This is a genomic window from Sedimentitalea nanhaiensis DSM 24252, from assembly GCF_000473225.1.
GTDB lineage: Bacteria > Pseudomonadota > Alphaproteobacteria > Rhodobacterales > Rhodobacteraceae > Sedimentitalea > Sedimentitalea nanhaiensis.
Window position 1 is genome coordinate 2671525 of sequence record NZ_KI421509.1, and the last position, 19349, is coordinate 2690873.

Annotated in this window: 19 protein-coding genes; 9 read left to right on the forward strand and 10 right to left on the reverse strand. The window is 62.3% G+C overall.

The window, feature by feature from the left end:
- Positions 1 to 28: 28 nt before the first annotated feature.
- The 3 genes from deoC (at position 29) to NANH_RS28610 (ending at position 3763) form a co-directional block, all read left to right on the forward strand.
- Positions 29 to 1009 (forward strand): deoxyribose-phosphate aldolase, encoded by a 981-nt coding sequence (gene deoC, locus NANH_RS0114925; protein WP_027262774.1) that lies wholly within the window; start codon positions 29 to 31, stop codon positions 1007 to 1009.
- Between the two features lie 49 nt (positions 1010 to 1058).
- A complete protein-coding gene (locus NANH_RS0114930; protein WP_027262775.1) occupies positions 1059 to 3392 on the forward strand; it encodes an aldehyde dehydrogenase family protein in 2334 nt (777 codons plus the stop codon).
- A 200-nt stretch (positions 3393 to 3592) separates the two neighbouring features.
- Positions 3593 to 3763, forward strand: coding sequence for a hypothetical protein (locus tag NANH_RS28610; protein WP_154665581.1), 171 nt, complete (start codon positions 3593 to 3595; stop codon positions 3761 to 3763).
- A 13-nt stretch (positions 3764 to 3776) separates the two neighbouring features.
- Here the strand turns inward: NANH_RS28610 and NANH_RS0114940 are convergent, their stop codons facing one another.
- From NANH_RS0114940 to NANH_RS0114970, 7 genes are all read right to left on the reverse strand, one after another.
- Positions 3777 to 5090: a M16 family metallopeptidase gene (locus tag NANH_RS0114940; RefSeq protein ID WP_027262776.1), complete on the reverse strand. Its 1314-nt coding sequence runs from the start codon at positions 5088 to 5090 to the stop codon at positions 3777 to 3779.
- Positions 5087 to 6430 carry a M16 family metallopeptidase gene (locus tag NANH_RS0114945; protein ID WP_027262777.1) on the reverse strand — a complete coding sequence of 448 codons (1344 nt, stop codon included), beginning with the start codon at positions 6428 to 6430 and terminating at the stop codon, positions 5087 to 5089. The genes NANH_RS0114940 and NANH_RS0114945 overlap by 4 nt, the downstream gene beginning before the upstream one ends.
- An 82-nt stretch (positions 6431 to 6512) precedes the next feature.
- A complete protein-coding gene (locus tag NANH_RS0114950; protein WP_027262778.1) occupies positions 6513 to 7028 on the reverse strand; it encodes a DUF3035 domain-containing protein in 516 nt (171 codons plus the stop codon).
- An 85-nt stretch (positions 7029 to 7113) separates the two neighbouring features.
- Positions 7114 to 7599, reverse strand: coding sequence for a signal peptidase II (gene lspA, locus NANH_RS0114955; RefSeq protein ID WP_027262779.1), 486 nt, complete (start codon positions 7597 to 7599; stop codon positions 7114 to 7116).
- Positions 7600 to 7607: 8 nt separating this feature from the next.
- Positions 7608 to 9197, reverse strand: coding sequence for a bifunctional phosphoribosylaminoimidazolecarboxamide formyltransferase/IMP cyclohydrolase (gene purH, locus NANH_RS0114960; RefSeq protein ID WP_027262780.1), 1590 nt, complete (start codon positions 9195 to 9197; stop codon positions 7608 to 7610).
- 107 nt (positions 9198 to 9304) lie between these two features.
- Complete coding sequence (locus NANH_RS0114965) at positions 9305 to 11047, reverse strand: heparinase II/III family protein (RefSeq protein ID WP_027262781.1); 1743 nt, start codon at positions 11045 to 11047, stop codon at positions 9305 to 9307.
- Between the two features lie 81 nt (positions 11048 to 11128).
- The gene (locus NANH_RS0114970) at positions 11129 to 12397 is read right to left on the reverse strand and encodes an RsmB/NOP family class I SAM-dependent RNA methyltransferase (protein WP_027262782.1); all 1269 of its coding nucleotides are present in this window, start codon (positions 12395 to 12397) and stop codon (positions 11129 to 11131) included.
- Positions 12398 to 12484: 87 nt separating this feature from the next.
- On the opposite strand from NANH_RS0114970, the gene NANH_RS0114975 reads away from it, so the two are divergent.
- Positions 12485 to 12667 carry a DUF1674 domain-containing protein gene (locus NANH_RS0114975; protein ID WP_027262783.1) on the forward strand — a complete coding sequence of 61 codons (183 nt, stop codon included), beginning with the start codon at positions 12485 to 12487 and terminating at the stop codon, positions 12665 to 12667.
- A gap of 116 nt (positions 12668 to 12783) precedes the next feature.
- Here NANH_RS0114975 and NANH_RS26290 read toward each other — a convergent pair whose 3' ends face one another.
- Positions 12784 to 13125 (reverse strand): hypothetical protein, encoded by a 342-nt coding sequence (locus NANH_RS26290; RefSeq protein ID WP_051372432.1) that lies wholly within the window; start codon positions 13123 to 13125, stop codon positions 12784 to 12786.
- 106 nt (positions 13126 to 13231) lie between these two features.
- On the opposite strand from NANH_RS26290, the gene NANH_RS0114985 reads away from it, so the two are divergent.
- Complete coding sequence (locus tag NANH_RS0114985; RefSeq protein WP_027262784.1) at positions 13232 to 13807, forward strand: hypothetical protein; 576 nt, start codon at positions 13232 to 13234, stop codon at positions 13805 to 13807.
- Positions 13808 to 13853: 46 nt separating this feature from the next.
- Here the strand turns inward: NANH_RS0114985 and dapB are convergent, their stop codons facing one another.
- Positions 13854 to 14663, reverse strand: coding sequence for a 4-hydroxy-tetrahydrodipicolinate reductase (gene dapB / locus NANH_RS0114990; protein WP_027262785.1), 810 nt, complete (start codon positions 14661 to 14663; stop codon positions 13854 to 13856).
- 84 nt (positions 14664 to 14747) lie between these two features.
- On the opposite strand from dapB, the gene rbfA reads away from it, so the two are divergent.
- The 4 genes from rbfA to NANH_RS0115010 all read left to right on the forward strand — a co-directional run bounded on the left by rbfA (position 14748) and on the right by NANH_RS0115010 (position 17418).
- Positions 14748 to 15143 carry a 30S ribosome-binding factor RbfA gene (gene rbfA / locus NANH_RS0114995; protein WP_027262786.1) on the forward strand — a complete coding sequence of 132 codons (396 nt, stop codon included), beginning with the start codon at positions 14748 to 14750 and terminating at the stop codon, positions 15141 to 15143.
- The gene (locus NANH_RS0115000; RefSeq protein ID WP_027262787.1) at positions 15140 to 15877 is read left to right on the forward strand and encodes a phosphodiester glycosidase family protein; all 738 of its coding nucleotides are present in this window, start codon (positions 15140 to 15142) and stop codon (positions 15875 to 15877) included. The genes rbfA and NANH_RS0115000 overlap by 4 nt, the downstream gene beginning before the upstream one ends.
- A 69-nt stretch (positions 15878 to 15946) precedes the next feature.
- Positions 15947 to 16870, forward strand: coding sequence for a tRNA pseudouridine(55) synthase TruB (truB, locus tag NANH_RS0115005; protein WP_027262788.1), 924 nt, complete (start codon positions 15947 to 15949; stop codon positions 16868 to 16870).
- A gap of 32 nt (positions 16871 to 16902) precedes the next feature.
- A complete protein-coding gene (locus NANH_RS0115010) occupies positions 16903 to 17418 on the forward strand; it encodes a DUF1643 domain-containing protein (RefSeq protein ID WP_027262789.1) in 516 nt (171 codons plus the stop codon).
- Here the strand turns inward: NANH_RS0115010 and dxs are convergent.
- Positions 17415 to 19343 carry a 1-deoxy-D-xylulose-5-phosphate synthase gene (dxs, locus tag NANH_RS0115015; protein ID WP_027262790.1) on the reverse strand — a complete coding sequence of 643 codons (1929 nt, stop codon included), beginning with the start codon at positions 19341 to 19343 and terminating at the stop codon, positions 17415 to 17417. The genes NANH_RS0115010 and dxs overlap by 4 nt on opposite strands.
- Positions 19344 to 19349 lie beyond the last annotated feature (6 nt).

The window sequence follows — 19349 nt, forward strand, 5'->3', positions numbered from 1 at the left end:
GCTGGCCTATTGCTTTCGAGGAACCGCGATGCAGACCCAGACGACCACGCATTTGCCGCAGGTGATCGAACCCCGCAATCCTGGCATCGATCTGGACATGCAATGGGTGCGGGCGGTGCAGGCCAATACCTCTGCCATCGAACGCCGTGCCGCCACCCTGCCGGGGCGGCGGTCGGTCAAAAAGGACTATCAGGCCGCGTGGTTATTGCGTGCTATCAGTTGCGTCGACCTGACGACCCTGTCCGGGGATGACACGGCCGAGCGGGTGCGCCGCCTGTGCGCCAAGGGGCGGCAACCGGTGCGGGCCGATATCCTGTCGGCTCTGGACATGCAGGGACTGACGGTCGGGGCAATCTGTGTCTATCACGACATGATCGAAACCGCCGTAGCCAGTCTGCAGGGGTCGGGTATTCCGGTCGCTGCGGTCAGCACCGGTTTTCCCGCCGGTCTGTCGCCCTTTCACCTTCGGCTGGCCGAGATCGGTGAAAGCGTGGCCGCGGGGGCGGATGAGATCGACATCGTGATTTCGCGCCGCCACGTGCTGTCGGGCAATTGGCAGGCGCTGTATGATGAAATGCGTGCGTTCCGTCACGCCTGTGGCGAGGCGCATGTCAAGGCGATCCTGGCCACGGGTGAGTTGGGCACATTGCGCAATGTGGCGCGGGCCAGTCTGGTCTGCATGATGGCCGGGGCGGATTTCATCAAGACCTCGACCGGCAAGGAAAGCGAGAATGCGACCTTGCCGGTGACCTTGGTGATGATCCGGGCGATCCGCGAGTACTATGATCGCACCGGTTTTCGCATTGGCTATAAACCTGCGGGCGGAATATCCAAATCCAAGGATGCACTGGTCTATCTGACCCTGATCAAGGACGAGTTGGGCGATCGCTGGCTGCAACCGGATCTGTTTCGTTTTGGGGCCTCGTCGCTACTGGGCGACATCGAGCGCCAATTGGAGCATTACGTGACCGGCACCTATTCGGCGAGTTACCGCCATGCAATGGGTTAGCTTGCGCGCGGAATGCTGGATTTTGACAAATTAGGACCCGGATGACGCCATGAGTGTGAAAGACATCTTTGAAACCATGGACTATGGCCCGGCACCCGAAAGCGCATCCGAGGCCATGAGTTGGCTGGCGAAAAAGGGCCAGTTCGGGCATTTCATCGACGGTGCCTTTACCGTGCCTGGCGACGGCTTGGAAAGTCGCAACCCGGCCACCGGCGAGGTATTGGCAACGTTGACCCAGGCCACACAGGCCGATGTGGACGCGGCGGTCGTTGCTGCGCGGCGTGCGCAAGGCAAATGGGCCGCTTTGGGTGGGCACGGTCGGGCGCGGTACCTGTACGCCATCGCGCGCTTGTTGCAGAAACACAGCCGCCTGTTCGCGGTTCTGGAAACGCTGGACAATGGCAAGCCGATCCGGGAAAGCCGCGACATCGACATCCCCCTGGCGCAGCGGCATTTCTATTACCACGCCGGCATGGCGCAGTTGATGGAAGAGGCCCTGCCCGCTGCCCAACCGCTGGGCGTCTGCGGACAGATCATCCCGTGGAACTTTCCCTTGCTGATGCTGTCCTGGAAAATCACCCCGGCGCTGGCGATGGGCAATACGGTGGTGTTGAAACCGGCGGAATACACTTCGTTGACCGCATTGCTGTTTGCCGAGATCTGTCAGCAGGCGGGCCTGCCAAAGGGCGTGGTCAATATCGTCACCGGCGACGGGGCGGTGGGCGAAATGATCGTGGCCTCCGATGTGGACAAGATCGCCTTTACCGGCTCGACCTCGGTCGGGCGCAAGATCCGAGAGGCGACTGCGGGCAGTGGCAAGGCGCTGACGCTCGAACTGGGTGGCAAGAGCCCGTATATCGTGTTTGATGACGCGGATATCGACAGCGCCATCGAGGGGTTGGTCGATGCGATCTGGTTCAATCAGGGTCAGGTCTGCTGTGCCGGATCGCGCCTGTTGGTGCAGGAAAGCATCGCCGAAGAGTTCCACAAACGCCTGCGCACCCGCATGGACAAGCTGCGCATTGGCGATCCTTTGGACAAATGTATCGACGTCGGTGCGGTGGTTGATCCGGTGCAACTGGACACGATCACGCAGATGGTTGCGGAAAATACAGCCGGTCACCGCCATGTCGCGGCGGTACCGTTGCCCGAAAAGGGGTGTTTCTATCCGCCCACGCTGATCTCGGGGCTGGGGCCAGCCGACCCGCTGATGCAGGAAGAGATCTTTGGCCCGGTTCTGGTCAGTTGCACCTTTCGCACGCCCGAAGAAGCCGTGGCGCTGGCCAACAACACGCGCTATGGGCTGGCCGCGACGCTATGGACGGAAAACGTCAATCTGGCGCTGGACATCGCACCGAAACTGGTGGCCGGGGTGGTGTGGGTCAACGCAACGAACCTGTTCGACGCGGCGGCCGGGTTCGGGGGTGTGCGCGAAAGCGGTTTTGGCCGAGAAGGCGGATGGGAAGGGCTGCGCGCCTATACCCGCACCAAGGACAAGACCAGGGCGCTGACCCGGATCGCCCCCCTTAACGGTGCGGGTGCCGCGCAGGATATCATTGACCGCACCGCCAAGATGTATGTTGGCGGCAAGCAGGCCCGCCCCGACAGCGGGTATTCCAGCGCGGTTTTCGGCAAGTCCGGCGCGTTGTTGGGCCATGTCGGGCAAGGTAGCCGCAAGGATGTGCGCAATGCCGTCGAAGCGGCGCAAGGCGCAGCGGGGTGGGGCGGGAACACCGGTCACCTGCGGGCGCAGATCCTGTATTACATCGCCGAGAACCTTGCGGCGCGGGCCGATGAATTCGCCAGTCGTATCGACGCGATGAAAGGCGGACGGCAGGGCGCAAAAGAGGTTGAGGCCAGCATTCAGCGCCTGTTTTCCGCTGCGGCCTGGGCCGACAAATACGATGGTCAGGTGCATTCGGTGCCGATCCGCGGTGTCGCGCTGGCCATGAAAGAGCCGGTGGGTATCATCGGTGCGCTTTGCGCGGACGAGGCCCCGCTGCTGGGTCTGGTTTCGGTGATGGCCCCGGCCATCGCCATGGGTAACCGTGTGGTTCTGGCGGCCAGCGAGCCATACCCATTGGCGGCGACGGATTTCTATCAGGTTCTGGACACTTCTGACGTACCGGGTGGCGTCGTCAACATCCTGACTGGCGCACATGCGGATCTGGCCCCGACGCTGGCCGCGCACCTGAACGTGGATGCAGTCTGGAGCTTTTCCTCGACCGACCTGTCGGCGGACATCGAACGGGCAAGCGCGGGCAATCTGAAACGGACCTGGGTGAACAACGGGCAGGCTGTGGACTGGTTCAAACCCCGAACCGCGCAATTCCTGGCCCAGGCAACCGAGATCAAGACCATCTGGGTGCCTTACGGCGAATGAATGTGAGGGGTAGGCGACCCTGACAATGGACTTTGCGGACCAGACAGCGCCGCCAGCCGCAGTCGGGGCAAGGTGAATGTCACGGTTGCAGTCCTGAAAACCGCCGGCGCACCCGAGGCCATTGGCACGAACTTTGATGTGGCGACGCATCCACCTGACCGCCGGACTGACCTAATTTCACGCCGCCCCGGGCGACTTCGATGTTCTGGTCTCTCCTGTGCTGCGGACAAGTTTCCCGCCTGAACATGGCGGCCTATGTCTGCGGCGCAGTGCTGCCGGTCGATGGCGCGCTCAGCGAACGTGGCGCGGGCTGGCTGGGCAGGCATATGGGCGACATGCCGTGCGCGATGCCGGACACTTGCACCGACTGATCTGGCACCTGTCTCAGTTGGTGGTTTCCTCGATGCCGACAGGCTGACCGACCACGACAAACCGTAGCCCGTCAGGGTCGAGCAACTCGGCAGCCACGCGGTTCACATCTTCGACCGTCACCGCATCAATCTGATCGTTGCGTGTCGCGATATAGTCGATGGGCAGGCCGTCCATCTGCATCCCGGCCAGAATGCTGGCAATCTGTCCGTTGCCGTCAAAACGCAGCGGATAGGCACCGGTCAGATAGGTCTTGGCGGCTTCGACTTCTTCCTCGGTCACGCCTTGGGTTGCGGCCTTGATCCACTCTTGTCGGATCACGCTCATCGCCTCGCCGATCCGGTCATTGGCCGAGGCCACGCTGCCAAGGTAGACCGCTGCAAGATCTTTGGGGGCGAGATAGGAATAGACGCCATAGGTCAGCCCGCGCTTTTCGCGCACCTCGTTCATCAGCCGGCTTTCGAACGAGCCGCCGCCCAGCACCTGATTGAGTACATATGCCGCGAAAAAATCCGGGTTCTTCCGCTCGATACCGCGTTGGCCAAAAATGGCGACGGATTGCGGTGTGTCAAAATCGACAATGGTGACGCCGCCGGTCAGCTGAACATCGGCAGCGCCGGGGATCGCGCGGCCGGTGGCCGGAAGATCGCCCAGAAGTTTGTCGATCAGCGCCCCCAATTCCTCGGGCGTGATGTCACCCACCGCGCCGATATACAGACGGTCACGGGCAAACACGTCACGATGCGCCTGCTGCAGATCCTCGCGCGTCAGGGCCGAAACCGACTCGATCGTACCTTCGCCGTCCGAGCCATAGGGGTGGTCACCGAAGGCGCGTTTGGAGAAAGTCTGGCGCGCAATGCTGTCAGGGTTCTTGGTATCGTTCTGCAGCGACGCGATCACCTGCGCCCGGACCCGTTCGACGGCGTCCGGATCGAACCGGGGCGAATGGATCGCATCACGCAGCAACGCCAACACCTGATCGCGGTTCTCGGTCAGGAAACGGGCCGAAATCGATACGGAATCGTCGCTGGCATCAAAACTGAAAGAGGCGGCCAGCGATTCCAGAGCGCGGGCGAATTCGCGCGAATCCAGTTCCGAGGCGCCTTCCTCCAGCAGAGCGGTCATCAGATAGACCGCGCCACGCTTTCCAGGGGCATCCAGCGTGGTGCCGCCTCGAAAGCGAAGCTCCAGCGCGGTGAACGGAATAGAATGTTCCTCGACCAGCCAGGCGTCGATTCCCGCGGGGGTGGTGATGTCTTGAATTTTGACCTCGGCCAACGCAGGAAGCGACAGGGCCAGCCATGCCAGAGCGGCGCATACCAGTTTCATTGTGTTACCTCGTCGTCGCTCATGAGCCAGCCGGTAACCGAGCTTTCGGGGCGCAGAACCTCGCGTGCTACGGCCATGATCTGCTCGGCGGTCACGGCTTGCAGGATTTCGGGCCAGGCCTGTACGTCCTCGACCGTCAACCCGGTGGTCAGGGCCCGGCCGTATCGATTGGCGACGCCATCCACATTGTCGCGGGCATAGATCTGAGCGGCGCGCATCTGCATCTTGATCCTCTCCAACTGCTCGGCATCCACGCCAGTGCGCAGGAATTTGTTCAGGGCCACGTCAAGCGCCGCTTCGGCATCGCCCATTGACACGCCCTCGCTGGGGACGACCAGAAAATCGAACGTGGTTTCATCCAGCGACGTACCGCTGTAGAACGCCGCTGTGTAAACTGCCACAGGCTGTTCGAACTGCAGTTTTTCGGTCAAAAAGGACGTGGTGCCATGACCCAGAATCGTGGCCAGAAGCTCCAGCGCGGCGGCTTTTTCCTGTGCGCCACTGTTGCGTTCCGGTGCTAGGTACGACCGGCTGATATAAGGCTGGGCGACCCTTGGATCCTTGTAAATCAACCGGCGTTCCGCAGATTGCGGTGGCTCCTGCGTGCGTAAACGGTCCGGAAGATCCGGATTGGCCGGGACCAGGCCATAGGTCGCCTCGGCCATGCGCCGCACCTGGTTGGGATCCACGTCGCCCGATACCACCAGGATGGCGTTGTTGGGTGCGTAATAGGTGCGATAGAACGCCAGTGCATTCTCAAGGCTGAGCGTTTCCATTTCGTGCTTCCAGCCGATGATGGGCACGCCGTAGCGGTGGTTGTAATATTGCACCGCGTTGAGCTGTTCGTTGAACAGCGAGCGGGGATTGTTCTCGACCCGCATATTGCGTTCTTCCAGGATCACGTCCCGCTCGGTTGCGATATTGTCTTCGGTGAGGCGGAGGTTGACCATCCGGTCTGCTTCCATCTGCATCATCAGTTCCAGACGGTCCGCCGCAACCCGTTGGAAATAAGCGGTATAGTCGTAGCTGGTAAAGGCGTTGTCCTGCCCGCCATTGGCCGCGACAGTGGCCGAAAATTCGCCGGAGTCCAGCGTGTCGGTGGCTTTGAACAGCAAGTGTTCCAGGAAATGCGCCACACCCGAGGATCCGATCGGTTCATCGGCAGAGCCGGCCTTGTACCAGACCATCTGCTGCACCACCGGAGCGCGGTGATCTTCCACCACGACGACCTGCATGCCATTGTCCAGCTCAAAACTGGTCACGGCGTCATTGATGCTTTCAGCCGAGAGCGGCAATGCGAGCAGGCAAACCGCCGCCACAAGGGAATGAACGCGAGCCATGAGGCTTCCTCCGTCTATTTTGGCAACAACCTACGCACCCGTTCGCGCGGTTCAAGCAGGCATGGCAAAAACGTGAGCGGATTCACTGATTGGCAGGTGGAGATGTGGGGGTTCCAAAGCCCGAGCGCCGAAAGCGTTCATTGACATAGAAGGGTTCCAGCGACTCGCGTTTGTAAATCTGGCTGTAGCGATCGACCGGGAACAGTTTGAACCCGCTCAACCGGCCTTGTCGTTTGAGGAATTCTTGGTCGGCCTGAGCCAGTGCGGCGCGTGTATTCGAGGGGACCCCATAGCGGCTGGTCGTGGCGACCAGCGCACTGTCCGATGAGGGCACCCCGTTGGCATCCAGCGCAGAAGGTCGCCCGCCCAAGGCCGCGACCGCATCCGCCTTGGGGTTTTGGTCGACAAGGTTCGTTCCACCCGGTGTGGGGGCAGGCAGCACGGCATAGTCCCGCGGTGCGGTCAGCGGTTTGACCGGAAGAACCATGAATTCGTCCGGACCCTGCGAATTTGTGCGCAGGTTGTGCAATGGCTTCTTGCCGCATCCGCCAAGTGCCACGCCAATTCCCAAAATCATCAGACCCAGCGCTAGTCGCACGGTTCGTCTCCTGCCTGTTTGATTGGCTTCTATCCTATTCGGTCGGCGGCGTCACGACACCTTTTTGCGTGTCTTGGCGCTGTCATCACGCGTTCTGGGCGCGGCTGGCAGGCTCAAAGACAACCAGCCCAATGGCCCCGGCAAAAACGAACACATCCGCCATGTTGAACACGAAAGGGTTGTTGATGTTGCAACAGGACATGTTCAGGAAATCCAGAACATAGCCATACAGCAGCCGATCGACCACATTGCCAAGGGCACCGCCGATCAGAAAACCTGCACAAATCTGCATGGGAACCGAAGCCGCATGTGCGCGGCGCACCCAAATCCATACCGCGAAAATCACGATCAGCGAAAAGCCGATCAACAGCCATCGCGTCAGGTCCGAATCGCCATCCAGAAGGCCAAAGTTGATTCCCCGGTTTTCGCCATAGCGAAAATTCAGCAGCGGGGGCAGAATGTCGATCGACAGCAGACGCCAAAGGCTCATGATGTGGATCACCACGTATTTGCTGGCCTGATCTACCAGAAAGGCCGCAAGTGCCGCCCAAACCAGAGCTGTGCGTGTCATTGGACCTCCTAGTGTCGGAAGTGGCGCATGCCGGTGAAGATCATTGCGAGTCCGGCCTCGTCCGCAGCGGCGATCACCTCGTCGTCGCGCATCGACCCACCCGGCTGGATCAGCGCGGTGGCCCCGGCCTCGGCCGCGGTTACCAGCCCATCGGCAAAGGGAAAGAACGCATCCGATGCCACGACAGATCCCTGGGTCAGCGGTGCCGCCAGCCCCAGCGCGTCCGCCATGTCAACCGCCTTGCGCGCGGCGATGCGGGTGCTGTCCACCCGGCTCATCTGGCCCGCCCCGACGCCGACCGTGGCACCGTCCTTGACATAGATGATGGCGTTGGACTTGACGTGTTTGGCGACGGTCCAGGCAAACATCAGGTCGACCAATTCCTGTTCGGTTGGTGCGCGCTTGGTGACAACTTTCAGATCGTCTGACGTGACGAAACCGGTGTCCTTGTCCTGGACCAGAAACCCGCCCGACACCTGCCGCACGGTCAGGGCTGCGGCGCGCGGATCGGCCAGCCCGCCGGTGGTTAGCAGGCGCAGGTTCTTTTTGGCGGCGAACACCGCGCGCGCGTCGGCGTCTGCATCGGGCGCGATGACAACTTCGGTGAAGATACCGGTGATCTCTTCGGCGGTTTCCTTGTCCAGCGGCTGATTCAGGGCGATGATTCCGCCAAATGCGCTGGTCCGGTCGCAATCGAATGCGCGTTGATAGGCCTGTTTCAACGAGGTCCCGCGCGCCACGCCACATGGGTTGGCATGCTTAATGATCGCACAGGCCGGCCCCGTTTCGGGGGCGAACTCGCTGACAAGTTCGAATGCCGCGTCAGTGTCGTTGATATTGTTATAGCTCAGATCCTTGCCCTGATGCTGGGTTGCGGTGGCCACGCCGGGGCGGTCGCTGCCATCGGTGTAGAATGCCGCTTGCTGGTGTGGGTTTTCGCCATAGCGCAGGGTCTGGGCCAGCGTTCCCTTGATCGCACGCCGTCTTGGTGTGGTGGCACCGATGGCATCGGCCATCCAGGTGCTGACTGCAGCATCATACGAGGCAGTGCGGGCATAGGCCGTCTGTGCCAACTGGCGGCGGAATTCGGCGCTGGTGCCACCGTTGTTCTGATCCATGTCGGCAAGCAGCGCATTGTAGTCCTGGGTATCGACGACAACGCTGACAAAGGCGTGGTTCTTGGCCGCGGCGCGGATCATCGCCGGGCCACCGATGTCGATATTCTCGATGCAGGTATCATAGTCGGCCCCGGCCGCCACTGTTGCTTCGAACGGATAGAGGTTGACCACAAGCAGGTCGATTTCGCCGATCCGGTGCTGCTCCATCGCGGCCTGGTGCGCCGGGTTGTCGCGCAATGCCAGCAGACCGCCATGCACCATCGGGTGCAGGGTCTTGACCCGCCCGTCCATCATTTCCGGAAATCCTGTGACCTCGGCCACATCGATCACGTCGAGCCCGGCGTCGCGCAGGGCGGTCGCGGTGCCCCCGGTGCTGAGCAATTCGACGCCGCGCGTCGACAGGGCCTGGCCCAGTTCGACAAGCCCGGTCTTGTCCGAGACAGAAAGCAGGGCGCGGCGGATGGGGCGCGAGTCGGTCATGATGGATCCTTGGTGATACAGCAGATGGGCGCGGCATAGTCCAATTCCGAGCTGGATAGAACCGCCCGTTTTGTCGCGATGGGTGCAAATCGTGGCCGCTGGCCGGTTCAGGTCTCGAATTCCACCTCGTCGCGCACCAGATCGCGCACCGCGACCGCCGTTTCCTGTGCTTTGGACAGGGACCAGCGTATGCGGGTGGAATAATCAACCGCCCGCCCCGACAGCACGATCTGCCTGGCTGCGCGTGGTTTCAGGCGGCCCTTTTCCAGATAGACGCTGGCGTCCAGGGCCAGCCGGGACTGCCCGTCATGGCGGAACACCCAGACCTCGCCGCTTTTCAGCGACATCGAGACCGCCGTGCCGCTCAGGTCCAGCGTCGCGTCGACGTCGGGATGCAGATGCAGCCTGATATCAAAGGCAATTCCGGCCAGGTTGGCCCGGTCCATCGCCATGTCAAACTGTCGTTTGGCGGCGGCGTCCATCGCTAGCAACAGATCCTCGCCCGCCAGGCCGCGCCCGTCAAAGGTCAGATCCAGTGTGCGTGCGTGGGTCAGACCGAAATGCTGCGCATATCCGTCGTGCCCGCCCTGAAAGCTGATGCCATCCGCCTGTTCCGAGATTTCGATGGGCACACAACTCGGACCATCTATCAATGCTTCGTGTCCGGTTCCACGGGTCGGTTCGGCCAGTCGTGCACAGGAATACCCGCTCAGGCACAGGGTGGAATGGGACGGGGTGGCACGCCCGGCGCGGCGCCACTCGCGGCCAAAGGACGCGCCCGAGCCGCAGTTGACCACCAGGGGACGGCGGCCCGAAGTCAACTCGAACGCCAAGGTCGAGGCATGGGCGTTGAATGATGCAGAGCGGATTGGTGGCGCCGCGGCATCGATGATGATGCTGGTACGGCGGGCAGACAGCCGTACGTACCCCATGGCGGGGGCGAGAGAGTGTTGAGGTTTGACGTGGCTGGCCGCCAACGCATGATCCAGCCGCCCCTCGAGCCCGCGCCCGCCGCCGTGAAACCGGGCCAAACCGCCATCCGCATGGCGCAGGGTGCGCAGGGTGGGGGCGATGCGCTCGATCGCGGCCGAATGGGCATGGGGTGCGCCGCGCCCTGCCTCGTGCAGGGCGGCAGCGGCCCAGGTTAGCAGGGTGAAAACCTCGAGCAATTCCTCGGGGTTGCGGGTGGGCAAACCGCCTTGGGCATCGATCTGGGTTTCGCATTCATGGGCCAGCGCCCGCACGGCCGGATCTGCCAGCGCCTCTTTCCCCTCAAGCGACAGACCGGCATAGATCAGTCCGGTCAGCGCCTCGAACCGGGGCAAACCCGGCGCAGCGCTATGCCAGCGCCGCGACAGGAACCAGCTCTGCCGGGCCAACGACCGGTAAAATGCATCGCTGGTGGTCTTGTCCTGACCTCGCAGCAGAAAAATTGCGTGATTGATCCACCGGATTATGCGCCGACCCGTCAGGTCCGGCGTCCAGCCTGGCCCCTGACCGCGATCAAAGTTGTCTATCCAGCTCCTTAGCCAGGTTTGCGCCAGATCGCGCGCCTTTGTGTCGCCAACTGCGGCCAGATCGTCCAGCCAGGCAAAGCCGTGGCGTTCTGCGTCATAGGACAGATCGGGCGCGGGTTCTTCCCACAGGTTCGAGTCCGGGGCCTGAATCAGGTAGCCGGCGAACATCAGGTTGCCGGCGATCAACTGACGGCCTCGTGCCAGAGTGCCGATGGTGCGGGGTTCGGGTTGCGAGACAAAGCCGATCGCGGCGGACTGCCGGGTGGACAGCCGGGCATACAGACGGTTCAGAAACCGGTCACGTCGGTTCGCGAGTGTTTCCGGGGTCGACATGCGCTCTGCCTCTACGCTCTTTAGGCGTTTGCAGAGATGATAAGTCGCGTGATCCGGCAAGTCACCGTCGAAACAATGGGCTCATGCGTCTTTGCGCAGGCATGCGATATAAAAGCCATCCATACCGCCCAGATCTGGCCAGTAGTCCGGACGCAGGCGCAATCCGCCCTCTTCGGTGATCCAGGCCGCGTCAACCCCGGGTCGTGCCAGCGCATCGCGGTCCACCGTCATGTCCGGATGGGCGCCAAGGGCCTCGTCGATCTGCACTTCGCCTTCGTCCGGCAGCAGCGAACAGGTGCAGAACACCATTCGCCCGCCGGGACGCAGCAGCGTCCAGGCATGGGCCAGCATGTGTGCCTGTAGCGCGATCAGGTCGCCAAATTCCGAGCCGTCCTTGGCATGAGGGAGATCGGGATGGCGGCGGATGGTGCCGGTGGCTGAACAGGGGGCGTCCAGCAAAATAGCATCATACGTGCCCTCGGTCTGCAGTGCGTCCTGAACCCGCAAGTCGGCGGTCAGCCCGGTGCGGGCCAGGTTTTCACGCAGCCGTTTCATCCGCTGTTCCGAGCTGTCCACAGCGGTGACGATGGCACCAGCCGCCGCCAGTTGCAGCGTTTTGCCGCCAGGGGCGGCGCACAGGTCCAGCACGGTCATTCCGGGTTCGGGGTTCAGGATGCGGCCCGGCAGCGCGGCGGCGGCGTCCTGGACCCACCAGCGTCCGTCATCATATCCGGGCAAGGCCGTCACCTGCCCCGGATTGGTCAGCCGCACCGAACCGGTGGGCAATTTGGTGCCCCCCAATGTGCCCAGGTCCGCACCCGGTTTGCCAGTGATGTCCAGCGGGGCACCCGCGAGATGGGCAAGCTCCATTGCGCTGACCGCTTCGCTGCCCCAGGCCTGAACCAGCGGCGCGCGCAGCCATTTCGGCAGGCGCGGCGCACGCAGATGGCTCCAGGCCTGTTCGGGTTCATCCGCCGCGATCTTGCGCAGAACCGCATTGACCAGCCCCTTGAGCGGACCGTGACGTTTGTGCGCGCTTACGATCTGGACCATCGCATTGACCACACCATGCGCGGCGGCACCGTGACACAATTCGACGGTGCCCAGCCGCAAGGCGTTGCGGATATGCAGCGCCGGGGGCTTGCGCAGGTGTTTTTGCAGCAGACGGTCGGCCCGCTCCAGTCCGCGCAGGGTTTCCAGTGCCAGCCGCTGCGCACGGGCACGGTCGTCGGCGGGCAGATGATCCAGAGCTCCGGCGGACAGGCATTCGGCCATAAGGCGGTTCTCGCCCAGAACCTGATCCAGCAGGTGAACCGCACTGCGCCGCGCGCTCAGACCTGTATCCGTCATCCGTATTGTCCTTGTTCCGGGGGTCCACATCACTTGCATGAGGTGGCGGGGGGCGTATATCACGCTTGTGGCACAAAGGAACCCGCGATGACCCAGATTGACCGGCACGATCTCCCGCCCGCAGCACAGCGGGCATTGGCCGAGGCCGAAGAACGGCGCAAGGCGGCCGAAAATGCCGGTTCGCTGCCCAAAGAATTGGGTGGGCGCGACGGTCCGGACCCGGTCCGCTACGGCGATTGGGAAAAAAAGGGCCTGGCGATCGACTTCTAATGCATATTGCGCACCGGATCGGCCCAGCCCGTGGGCCTGTTTCGGTCTGGAAGGTGCTGCAAGTCAGGTGACCGCCCCAGGCGGGGCGGCGCGTTCACTCACTCTTCAGAAAGCGTTTATGGACCTTCGCCGGGCGTCGTCGAGGTTGTTGTGACGTTGGTGCCATCATCGTCGTCATTCAGAATGAGAGGCAACAGAACCACGGTTGCAATGATCGCGGCGGTTGCTTCCGGTGTCAGGCCGGCCAGCCCCAACTGGCTGGGCAGCCGGGCTTGCTGTTCGCATGTCACCTTAATGGACCCGTTGGCAAGCGTCTCTGCGCTGACAACCCGTCCGGTGCCGCAGGCCAGCCTGACCCGCGCTTCGGATGCAGCCGTTCCAACGCCCTGAGCGCTTACCTGGGCAGTAGATCCTGCCACCATTGCGCCCGCTACGATCAATCTCAGAATTTTGCCCATGGCCCCACAATCGAATCCTGTTACAATACAAGGCACAATAGCGCGAACTGTCGTCTTGGGCAACGTGACGCGTGACGCTAAGTATTTTGCAACAGGAGACCATTTCATGAAAATCGTATTGCACGGTCTGTGTATCGCTGTCGCCGCTGGTTCGCTTTCGTTGTCGGGGGGGGCGGTTTCAGCCCAGGCGCTGTACACGGTAATTCTGCCTGCGGGCGAATTCGGCTCGAAAAACTATACCGAAGTAGTTACGAGCAATATAGCCGCCGCTCAGGCGTTCTGCGCCGAGATCGACAACGATTCCTACAAGGTCGATTGTCTGGCCGAGCGGTTGGGCGAGATTGCCAAGGAGATCCCCAAGGACAGCGACTATGCAGAGGTTCGGCAGATTCTCGCAGACACGTCTAAACAGCTGTCCGATCTGGCCAAGGCAAACCGCGATCCGAATCAGGTACGTGGGCGGGCGGTCAGCAAGGGCGAGATTCCGGTTTCCACGTCACGACCGCTGAATCCCGTCAAGCCGTCGTCGTTGCCCGATGTCAACAGACAAGCCAGGGCAATTCTGGACAACACCCAGACCCTGCTGCTGCGCAGTGCCGAAAGCTCGGAGAGCAAGGCGTTGCAATACAGCCGCATTGCCGATGCGCTTGGGTCCAGCAAGGTGTTGCTGCGCTCGGCCTGAACGCAGACACGCGGGCCGTTTCGGTCAGAGCAGGGTGGCGTGCAGGTCAGAGACCCAGCACGTCAACCATATTATAGGCGCCCGGCGCCTTTCCCTGACCCCAGAGCGCCGCTGTCAGCGCACCGCGTGCAAAGACCGCCCGATCTGTCGCGATGTGACGCAGAACGATGCGTTCTCCGGGAGCCGCAAACAGAACGTCGTGTTCGCCGACAATGTCGCCGCCACGGATCGCCGCAAACCCGATATCGCCTTTCTTGCGTGCGCCGGTCATTCCGTCGCGGCCGCGATCCGCGACATCGGACAAGGATACGCCCCGGCCCCGCGCAGCGGCTTCGCCCAGCATCAGGGCGGTGCCCGAGGGGGCATCGACCTTGTGATGGTGGTGGGACTCGACGATCTCGATGTCGAAATCCGTGTCCAGCGCCGCCGCGACCTTTTCGGTCAACCGGGTCAGCAGGTTCACGCCCAAGCTCATATTTCCGGCGCGCACGATCACCGCGTGGCGCGCCGCGGGCTGCAACTGTTCGATCTGCTCTTCGCTGAGCCCGGTGGTGCCGATCACATGGACCAGACGGGCTTGCGCGGCGAGTGTTGAAAATTCCAGCGTCGCTGCAGGGGCGGTAAAGTCGATCACCGCCTGTGCGCGGGCAAATGCTTCGAGCGGATCATCGGTCACGACCACATCCAGGTCGGCTCCGCCCATGGCCTTACCGACATCCTGGCCAACCCAGGCATGCCCCTTGCGTTCGACCGCACCGACCAGATGGGCCCTGTCGCTTTCGGTAATGGTACGGATCAGCATCTGGCCCATCCGGCCCGACGCCCCGGTCACCACGATTCCCGGCTTGTGTGTCATTGGCAAGTCTCTCCTGTGTTCCCGTGCTGGTTACCTGTTCGCGACCCGCTTGGCAAAGCCCGCCATTCAGCCTAGATCAGGGATATGGCAAAGAACAAATTCCATGACGGACCCGGTCCCTCGCAACGCCAGCTTCGCGTCGGTGAGTTGATTCGCCGGTCCTTGTCCGAGGTTTTGATGCGCGGCGATGTGCATGACCCCGATCTGAACCGCCTGTCGATCACCGTGGGTGAAGTGCGCACTTCGCCGGACCTGCGGGTCGCGACGGCCTATGTTCTGCCGCTGGGCGGGCAGGGGCAAGAGGATGTGCTGAAACTGCTTGCACGCAACAAGGGCGAACTGCGCCGGATGGTGTCAAAGAAACTGGCTCTTAAATTCGCACCGGATCTGCGGTTCCAGCTCGATGAAACTTTTGATCGGATGGACGATACGCGCCGGATGCTGGATCAGGATGCGGTGCGGCGGGATCTGGACGAGTGATCCGCCGCGCGCTCCTGTTGCTGTGGGCCTTTGCAGCTACGCCACTCATGGCGCAGGAGTGCAGCGATGTTGAATTCAATGGCAACGGGTTCACCATGTGCGAGGTGGACGCCACCACGGCAGATCTGCGGCTGTTTCTGAACGACGCCGACGGGGCGCTGTTGGGACAGTTCGGCGCGATTGACACGATGCTGGCCGAGCAAGGCAAGCGGCTGAGTTTCGCGATGAATGCGGGGATGTATCACGATGATCGGTCTCCGGTCGGATATTACCTCGAAAACGGGACCGAGGTCATGCACGTCGTGCCCAACCCAGGACCCGGAAATTTTGGGCTGGTGCCCAACGGTGTGTTCTGCCTGCGTCAGGGGAGGGCCGACGTGATCGAGACCCACGCATTTCTAGGGGCGGCCCCCGCCTGCGTTTATGCCAGCCAATCGGGTCCGATGCTGGTGATCGACGGAGAATTGCATCCCCGGTTTCTGGCCGACAGCACGTCGCGCTATGTGCGCAATGGCGTTGGCACCAGCGCCGACGGATCGCGCGCGGTGTTCGTCATGTCGCGCGGCCGGGTGACGTTTCACGAATTTGGCAGCTTTTTCCGGGACCTGCTAGGCCTTCCCAATGCGCTGTATTTCGATGGCAACATCTCGCGCTTGTATGCGCCGCAGTTGGGGCGAAACGATGCCGGGTTCCGCATGGGACCGATGGTCGGTGTGGTGGTGGACGCGCAATAGGCGTCAGGGCATTTGACAGGCTCTGCGGCGTGCGATAGGCCGCCGCCTTCACAAGAGACACGAGGCATCATGGGACGTAAACGCAAAGGCCGCGATATTTCCGGCTGGCTGGTGATCGACAAACCCGCGGGTCCGACCTCGACCGCTGTGGTCAACAAGGTCCGCTGGGCGATGAACGCGCAAAAGGCCGGGCATGCGGGTACGCTGGACCCTGACGCCACGGGCGTTCTGGCCATCGCCTTGGGGGAGGCGACCAAAACGGTTCCCTATATCACCGATGCGCTCAAGGCCTATCGCTTTACCATCCGGCTGGGGCAGGCGACCAACACCGACGATGCGGAGGGCAAGATTATCGCGCAGAGCGATCTGCGCCCGGATGACGCCGCGATCAAAGAAGAATTGAGCCGCTTCATCGGCGAGATCCAGCAGGTGCCGCCGCAATTCTCGGCCGTCAAGATCGACGGCGAACGGGCCTATAAACGCGCCCGCAGTGGTGAAGAAATGGAACTGGCGGCGCGTCCGCTTTGGGTCGAGGAGCTGATCCTGGTGGATCGCCCCGATGCCGATCACGTGACGTTGGAAATGACCTGCGGCAAAGGCGGCTATGTGCGCAGCATCGCACGCGATCTGGGGCAGGCGTTGGGGTGTTATGGGCATGTCCAGTCCCTGCGCCGGGTCTGGTCGGGTCCGTTTGACGCCGCCGATGCACTGAGCATCGAACAGATCGAAGCCATGGCGCGAACCGAGAAACTGGATCAGTATCTGCGCCCATTGGAAGAGGGGCTGACAGACCTGCCCGAGCTGCGTTGTACCCCCGAAGGGGCCGCACGTTTGCGCAACGGCAACCCCGGTATGGTTTTTGCGGCCGATGTGGACTATGGCGATGAATGCTGGGCGTCGCAGGACGGTCGCGCGGTGGCCGTGGGGGTCTACAAGGCGGGCGAATTGCACCCCAACCGGGTTTTCAACGCCAGGGGCGGGGATGGCATGTAGAACATGGGCCGGGAGCGAGGCAGAGCATTGAAATGATCACCCGAACCCATACCAAGGGTGACGCCCCGTCGACGGCGATCTATTCCGACTGCGAACGCTACCGGTACAGCCTGACCCGGATCTGGGATGCGGATGGCCGCCGTGCCCTGTTTGTGATGTTGAACCCGTCAACGGCGACCGAAGTGCAAAACGATCCGACGGTCGAACGGTGCGAACGGCGCGCGCGCGCGCTGGGGTTCGGGGCATTTCAGGTGACCAATATATTTGCCTGGCGCGATACCGATCCACGCAAGATGCGCGCTGTTGCCGATCCAGTCGGTCCCGAAAATGACGCTGCAATCTTGACCGGTGCACATTGGGCCGATCAGGTGATCGCCGCCTGGGGGACCCACGGTGCCCATCTGGCGCGTGGCCCCCAGGTCGAAACCCTGCTGCGCGGCAGCGGTAAATCCTTGTACCACCTCGGTCTCAGCAAGGCAGGACACCCGAAACATCCCCTCTATATCGCGTATGCGCAACAGCCCGAGGTCTGGCACGAAGCGCTCTAGGCGCGTTTCTCGCCGATGGTGGCCACGCCCAACACCGCGAGGACCCTGGCTTCGATTTGCGCCGCATTCATACCGGCAACCGCGTACATATCGGCAGGGCTGGCCTGATCAATGAACGTGTCAGGCAGAACCATCGAGCGGAATTTCAACCCGGTATCGAACACGCCCTCCTCGGCCAGCAGCTGGGCCACATGGCTGCCGAATCCGCCGACGGCACCCTCCTCAACGGTAATCAGTGCCTCGTGGTCGGAGGCAAGCGACAGGATAAGGTCGCGATCCAGCGGCTTGGCAAATCGGGCATCGGCTATGGTGGGTGTGATGCCCCGCGCCGCCAGCGCTTCGGCGGCTTTCTGGATCTCGGCCAAACGGGTGCCAAAGCTCAGGAGTGCAACCCGCTTGCCCTGTTGAATCATCCGACCCTTGCCGATTGCGAGGACCTCGCCCTGTTCGGGCAATTCGACGCCAACGCCTTCACCGCGGGGATATCGAAATGCGATGGGGCTGTCGTCATGGGCCGCCGCCGTGGCGACCATGTGCATCAGTTCAGCTTCATCGGCCGCTGCCATCACCACAAACCCCGGCAGGTTCGCCAGATAGGCAATGTCATAGCTGCCGGCGTGGGTTGCGCCATCCGCGCCGACCAACCCGGCCCGGTCGATCGCAAATCTCACAGGCAGACGTTGAATGGCCACATCGTGAACGACCTGATCATAGCCGCGCTGCAGAAAGGTGGAATACATCGTGCAGAATGGCCGCAGCCCGCCAGCCGCCAGCGCGGCAGAAAAGGTCACGCCATGTTGCTCGGCGATGCCGACATCGAAACAGCGGCTGGGAAAGCGTTCGGCGAAAAGGTTCAGGCCGGTGCCATCGGGCATCGCAGCGGTGACGGCGACGATCCGGTCATCCTGGCCTGCCAATTGCGTGAGGGTTTTACCGAATACGCTGGTATAGCTGGGCGCATTGCTGGGAGTCGTTTTCTGTTTGCCGGTGATCACATCGAACTTGGCTGTGGCATGACCCTTGTCGCGGGCCTGTTCGGCGGGCGCGTAGCCCTTGCCTTTTTTTGTCAGAACATGGATCAGGATCGGCCCCTGCGCGCGGGCCTTTACGGTGCGCAAAACCGGCAACAGCTGGTTCATGTCATGCCCGTCGATCGGGCCAACATAGGAAAATCCCAGTTTTTCGAACAGGGTGCCGCCTACGGCCAGCCCTTTGAGCATGTCCTTGGCGCGTTTCGCGCCTTCGCGGAAGGGTTCGGGCAACAACGATACCGCCCCCTTGGCGGCGGCTTTGAAGTCCTGAAACGGTTCCTCGGCATAGAGCCGCGACAGATACGAGGACAAGGCGCCGACCGGGGGGGCGATGCTCATCTCGTTGTCGTTCAGGATCACGATCAGCCGCTTGTTCAGGTGCCCGGCGTTGTTCATTGCCTCAAACGCCATGCCCGCGCTCATGGCGCCGTCGCCGATCACGGCAATCGCGTCGCCCAACCCTTCGGGCGTCATTCCGCCGAGGTCGCGCGCCACGGAAAACCCCAGCGCGGCGCTGATCGATGTGCTGGAATGGGCGGCACCGAAGGGGTCATAAGGAGATTCGCTGCGCTTTGTGAAGCCGCTCAGCCCGTCTTTCATCCGCAGGGTGCGAATGCGGTTGCGGCGTCCGGTCAGGATTTTGTGGGGGTAACACTGGTGGCTGACGTCCCAGATGATCTTGTCGCGCGGGGCGTCAAAAACGGCATGCAGGGCCACGGTCAGCTCGACAACGCCCAACCCGGCACCAAGATGACCACCGGTCACCGACACGGCCGATACAGTTTCAGCGCGCAATTCGCCCGCCAACTGGATCAGTTGCGCATCGCTGAACCGTTTGAGGTCGGCGGGCCGGTCCACCTGGTCAAGCAGGGGTGTCTGAGGTGTATCGGACATTGGTGC

Excerpts from the sequence above, each read along its gene's own strand:
- NANH_RS26290 (WP_051372432.1), bottom strand. The coding sequence starts at position 13,125 with ATGGGCAAAATTCTGAGATTGATCGTAGCGGGCGCAATGGTGGCAGGA.
- deoC (WP_027262774.1), top strand. The coding sequence starts at position 29 with ATGCAGACCCAGACGACCACGCATTTGCCGCAGGTGATCGAACCCCGC.
- rbfA (WP_027262786.1), top strand. The coding sequence starts at position 14,748 with ATGGCAAAGAACAAATTCCATGACGGACCCGGTCCCTCGCAACGCCAG.
- NANH_RS0114945 (WP_027262777.1), bottom strand. The coding sequence starts at position 6,430 with ATGGCTCGCGTTCATTCCCTTGTGGCGGCGGTTTGCCTGCTCGCATTG.
- purH (WP_027262780.1), bottom strand. The coding sequence starts at position 9,197 with ATGACCGACTCGCGCCCCATCCGCCGCGCCCTGCTTTCTGTCTCGGAC.
- NANH_RS0114965 (WP_027262781.1), bottom strand. The coding sequence starts at position 11,047 with ATGTCGACCCCGGAAACACTCGCGAACCGACGTGACCGGTTTCTGAAC.
- NANH_RS0114985 (WP_027262784.1), top strand. The coding sequence starts at position 13,232 with ATGAAAATCGTATTGCACGGTCTGTGTATCGCTGTCGCCGCTGGTTCG.
- NANH_RS0114975 (WP_027262783.1), top strand. The coding sequence starts at position 12,485 with ATGACCCAGATTGACCGGCACGATCTCCCGCCCGCAGCACAGCGGGCA.
- NANH_RS28610 (WP_154665581.1), top strand. The coding sequence starts at position 3,593 with ATGTTCTGGTCTCTCCTGTGCTGCGGACAAGTTTCCCGCCTGAACATG.
- lspA (WP_027262779.1), bottom strand. The coding sequence starts at position 7,599 with ATGACACGCACAGCTCTGGTTTGGGCGGCACTTGCGGCCTTTCTGGTA.
- dxs (WP_027262790.1), bottom strand. The coding sequence starts at position 19,343 with ATGTCCGATACACCTCAGACACCCCTGCTTGACCAGGTGGACCGGCCC.
- truB (WP_027262788.1), top strand. The coding sequence starts at position 15,947 with ATGGGACGTAAACGCAAAGGCCGCGATATTTCCGGCTGGCTGGTGATC.
- NANH_RS0114970 (WP_027262782.1), bottom strand. The coding sequence starts at position 12,397 with ATGACGGATACAGGTCTGAGCGCGCGGCGCAGTGCGGTTCACCTGCTG.
- dapB (WP_027262785.1), bottom strand. The coding sequence starts at position 14,663 with ATGACACACAAGCCGGGAATCGTGGTGACCGGGGCGTCGGGCCGGATG.
- NANH_RS0115010 (WP_027262789.1), top strand. The coding sequence starts at position 16,903 with ATGATCACCCGAACCCATACCAAGGGTGACGCCCCGTCGACGGCGATC.
- NANH_RS0114940 (WP_027262776.1), bottom strand. The coding sequence starts at position 5,090 with ATGAAACTGGTATGCGCCGCTCTGGCATGGCTGGCCCTGTCGCTTCCT.
- NANH_RS0114930 (WP_027262775.1), top strand. The coding sequence starts at position 1,059 with ATGAGTGTGAAAGACATCTTTGAAACCATGGACTATGGCCCGGCACCC.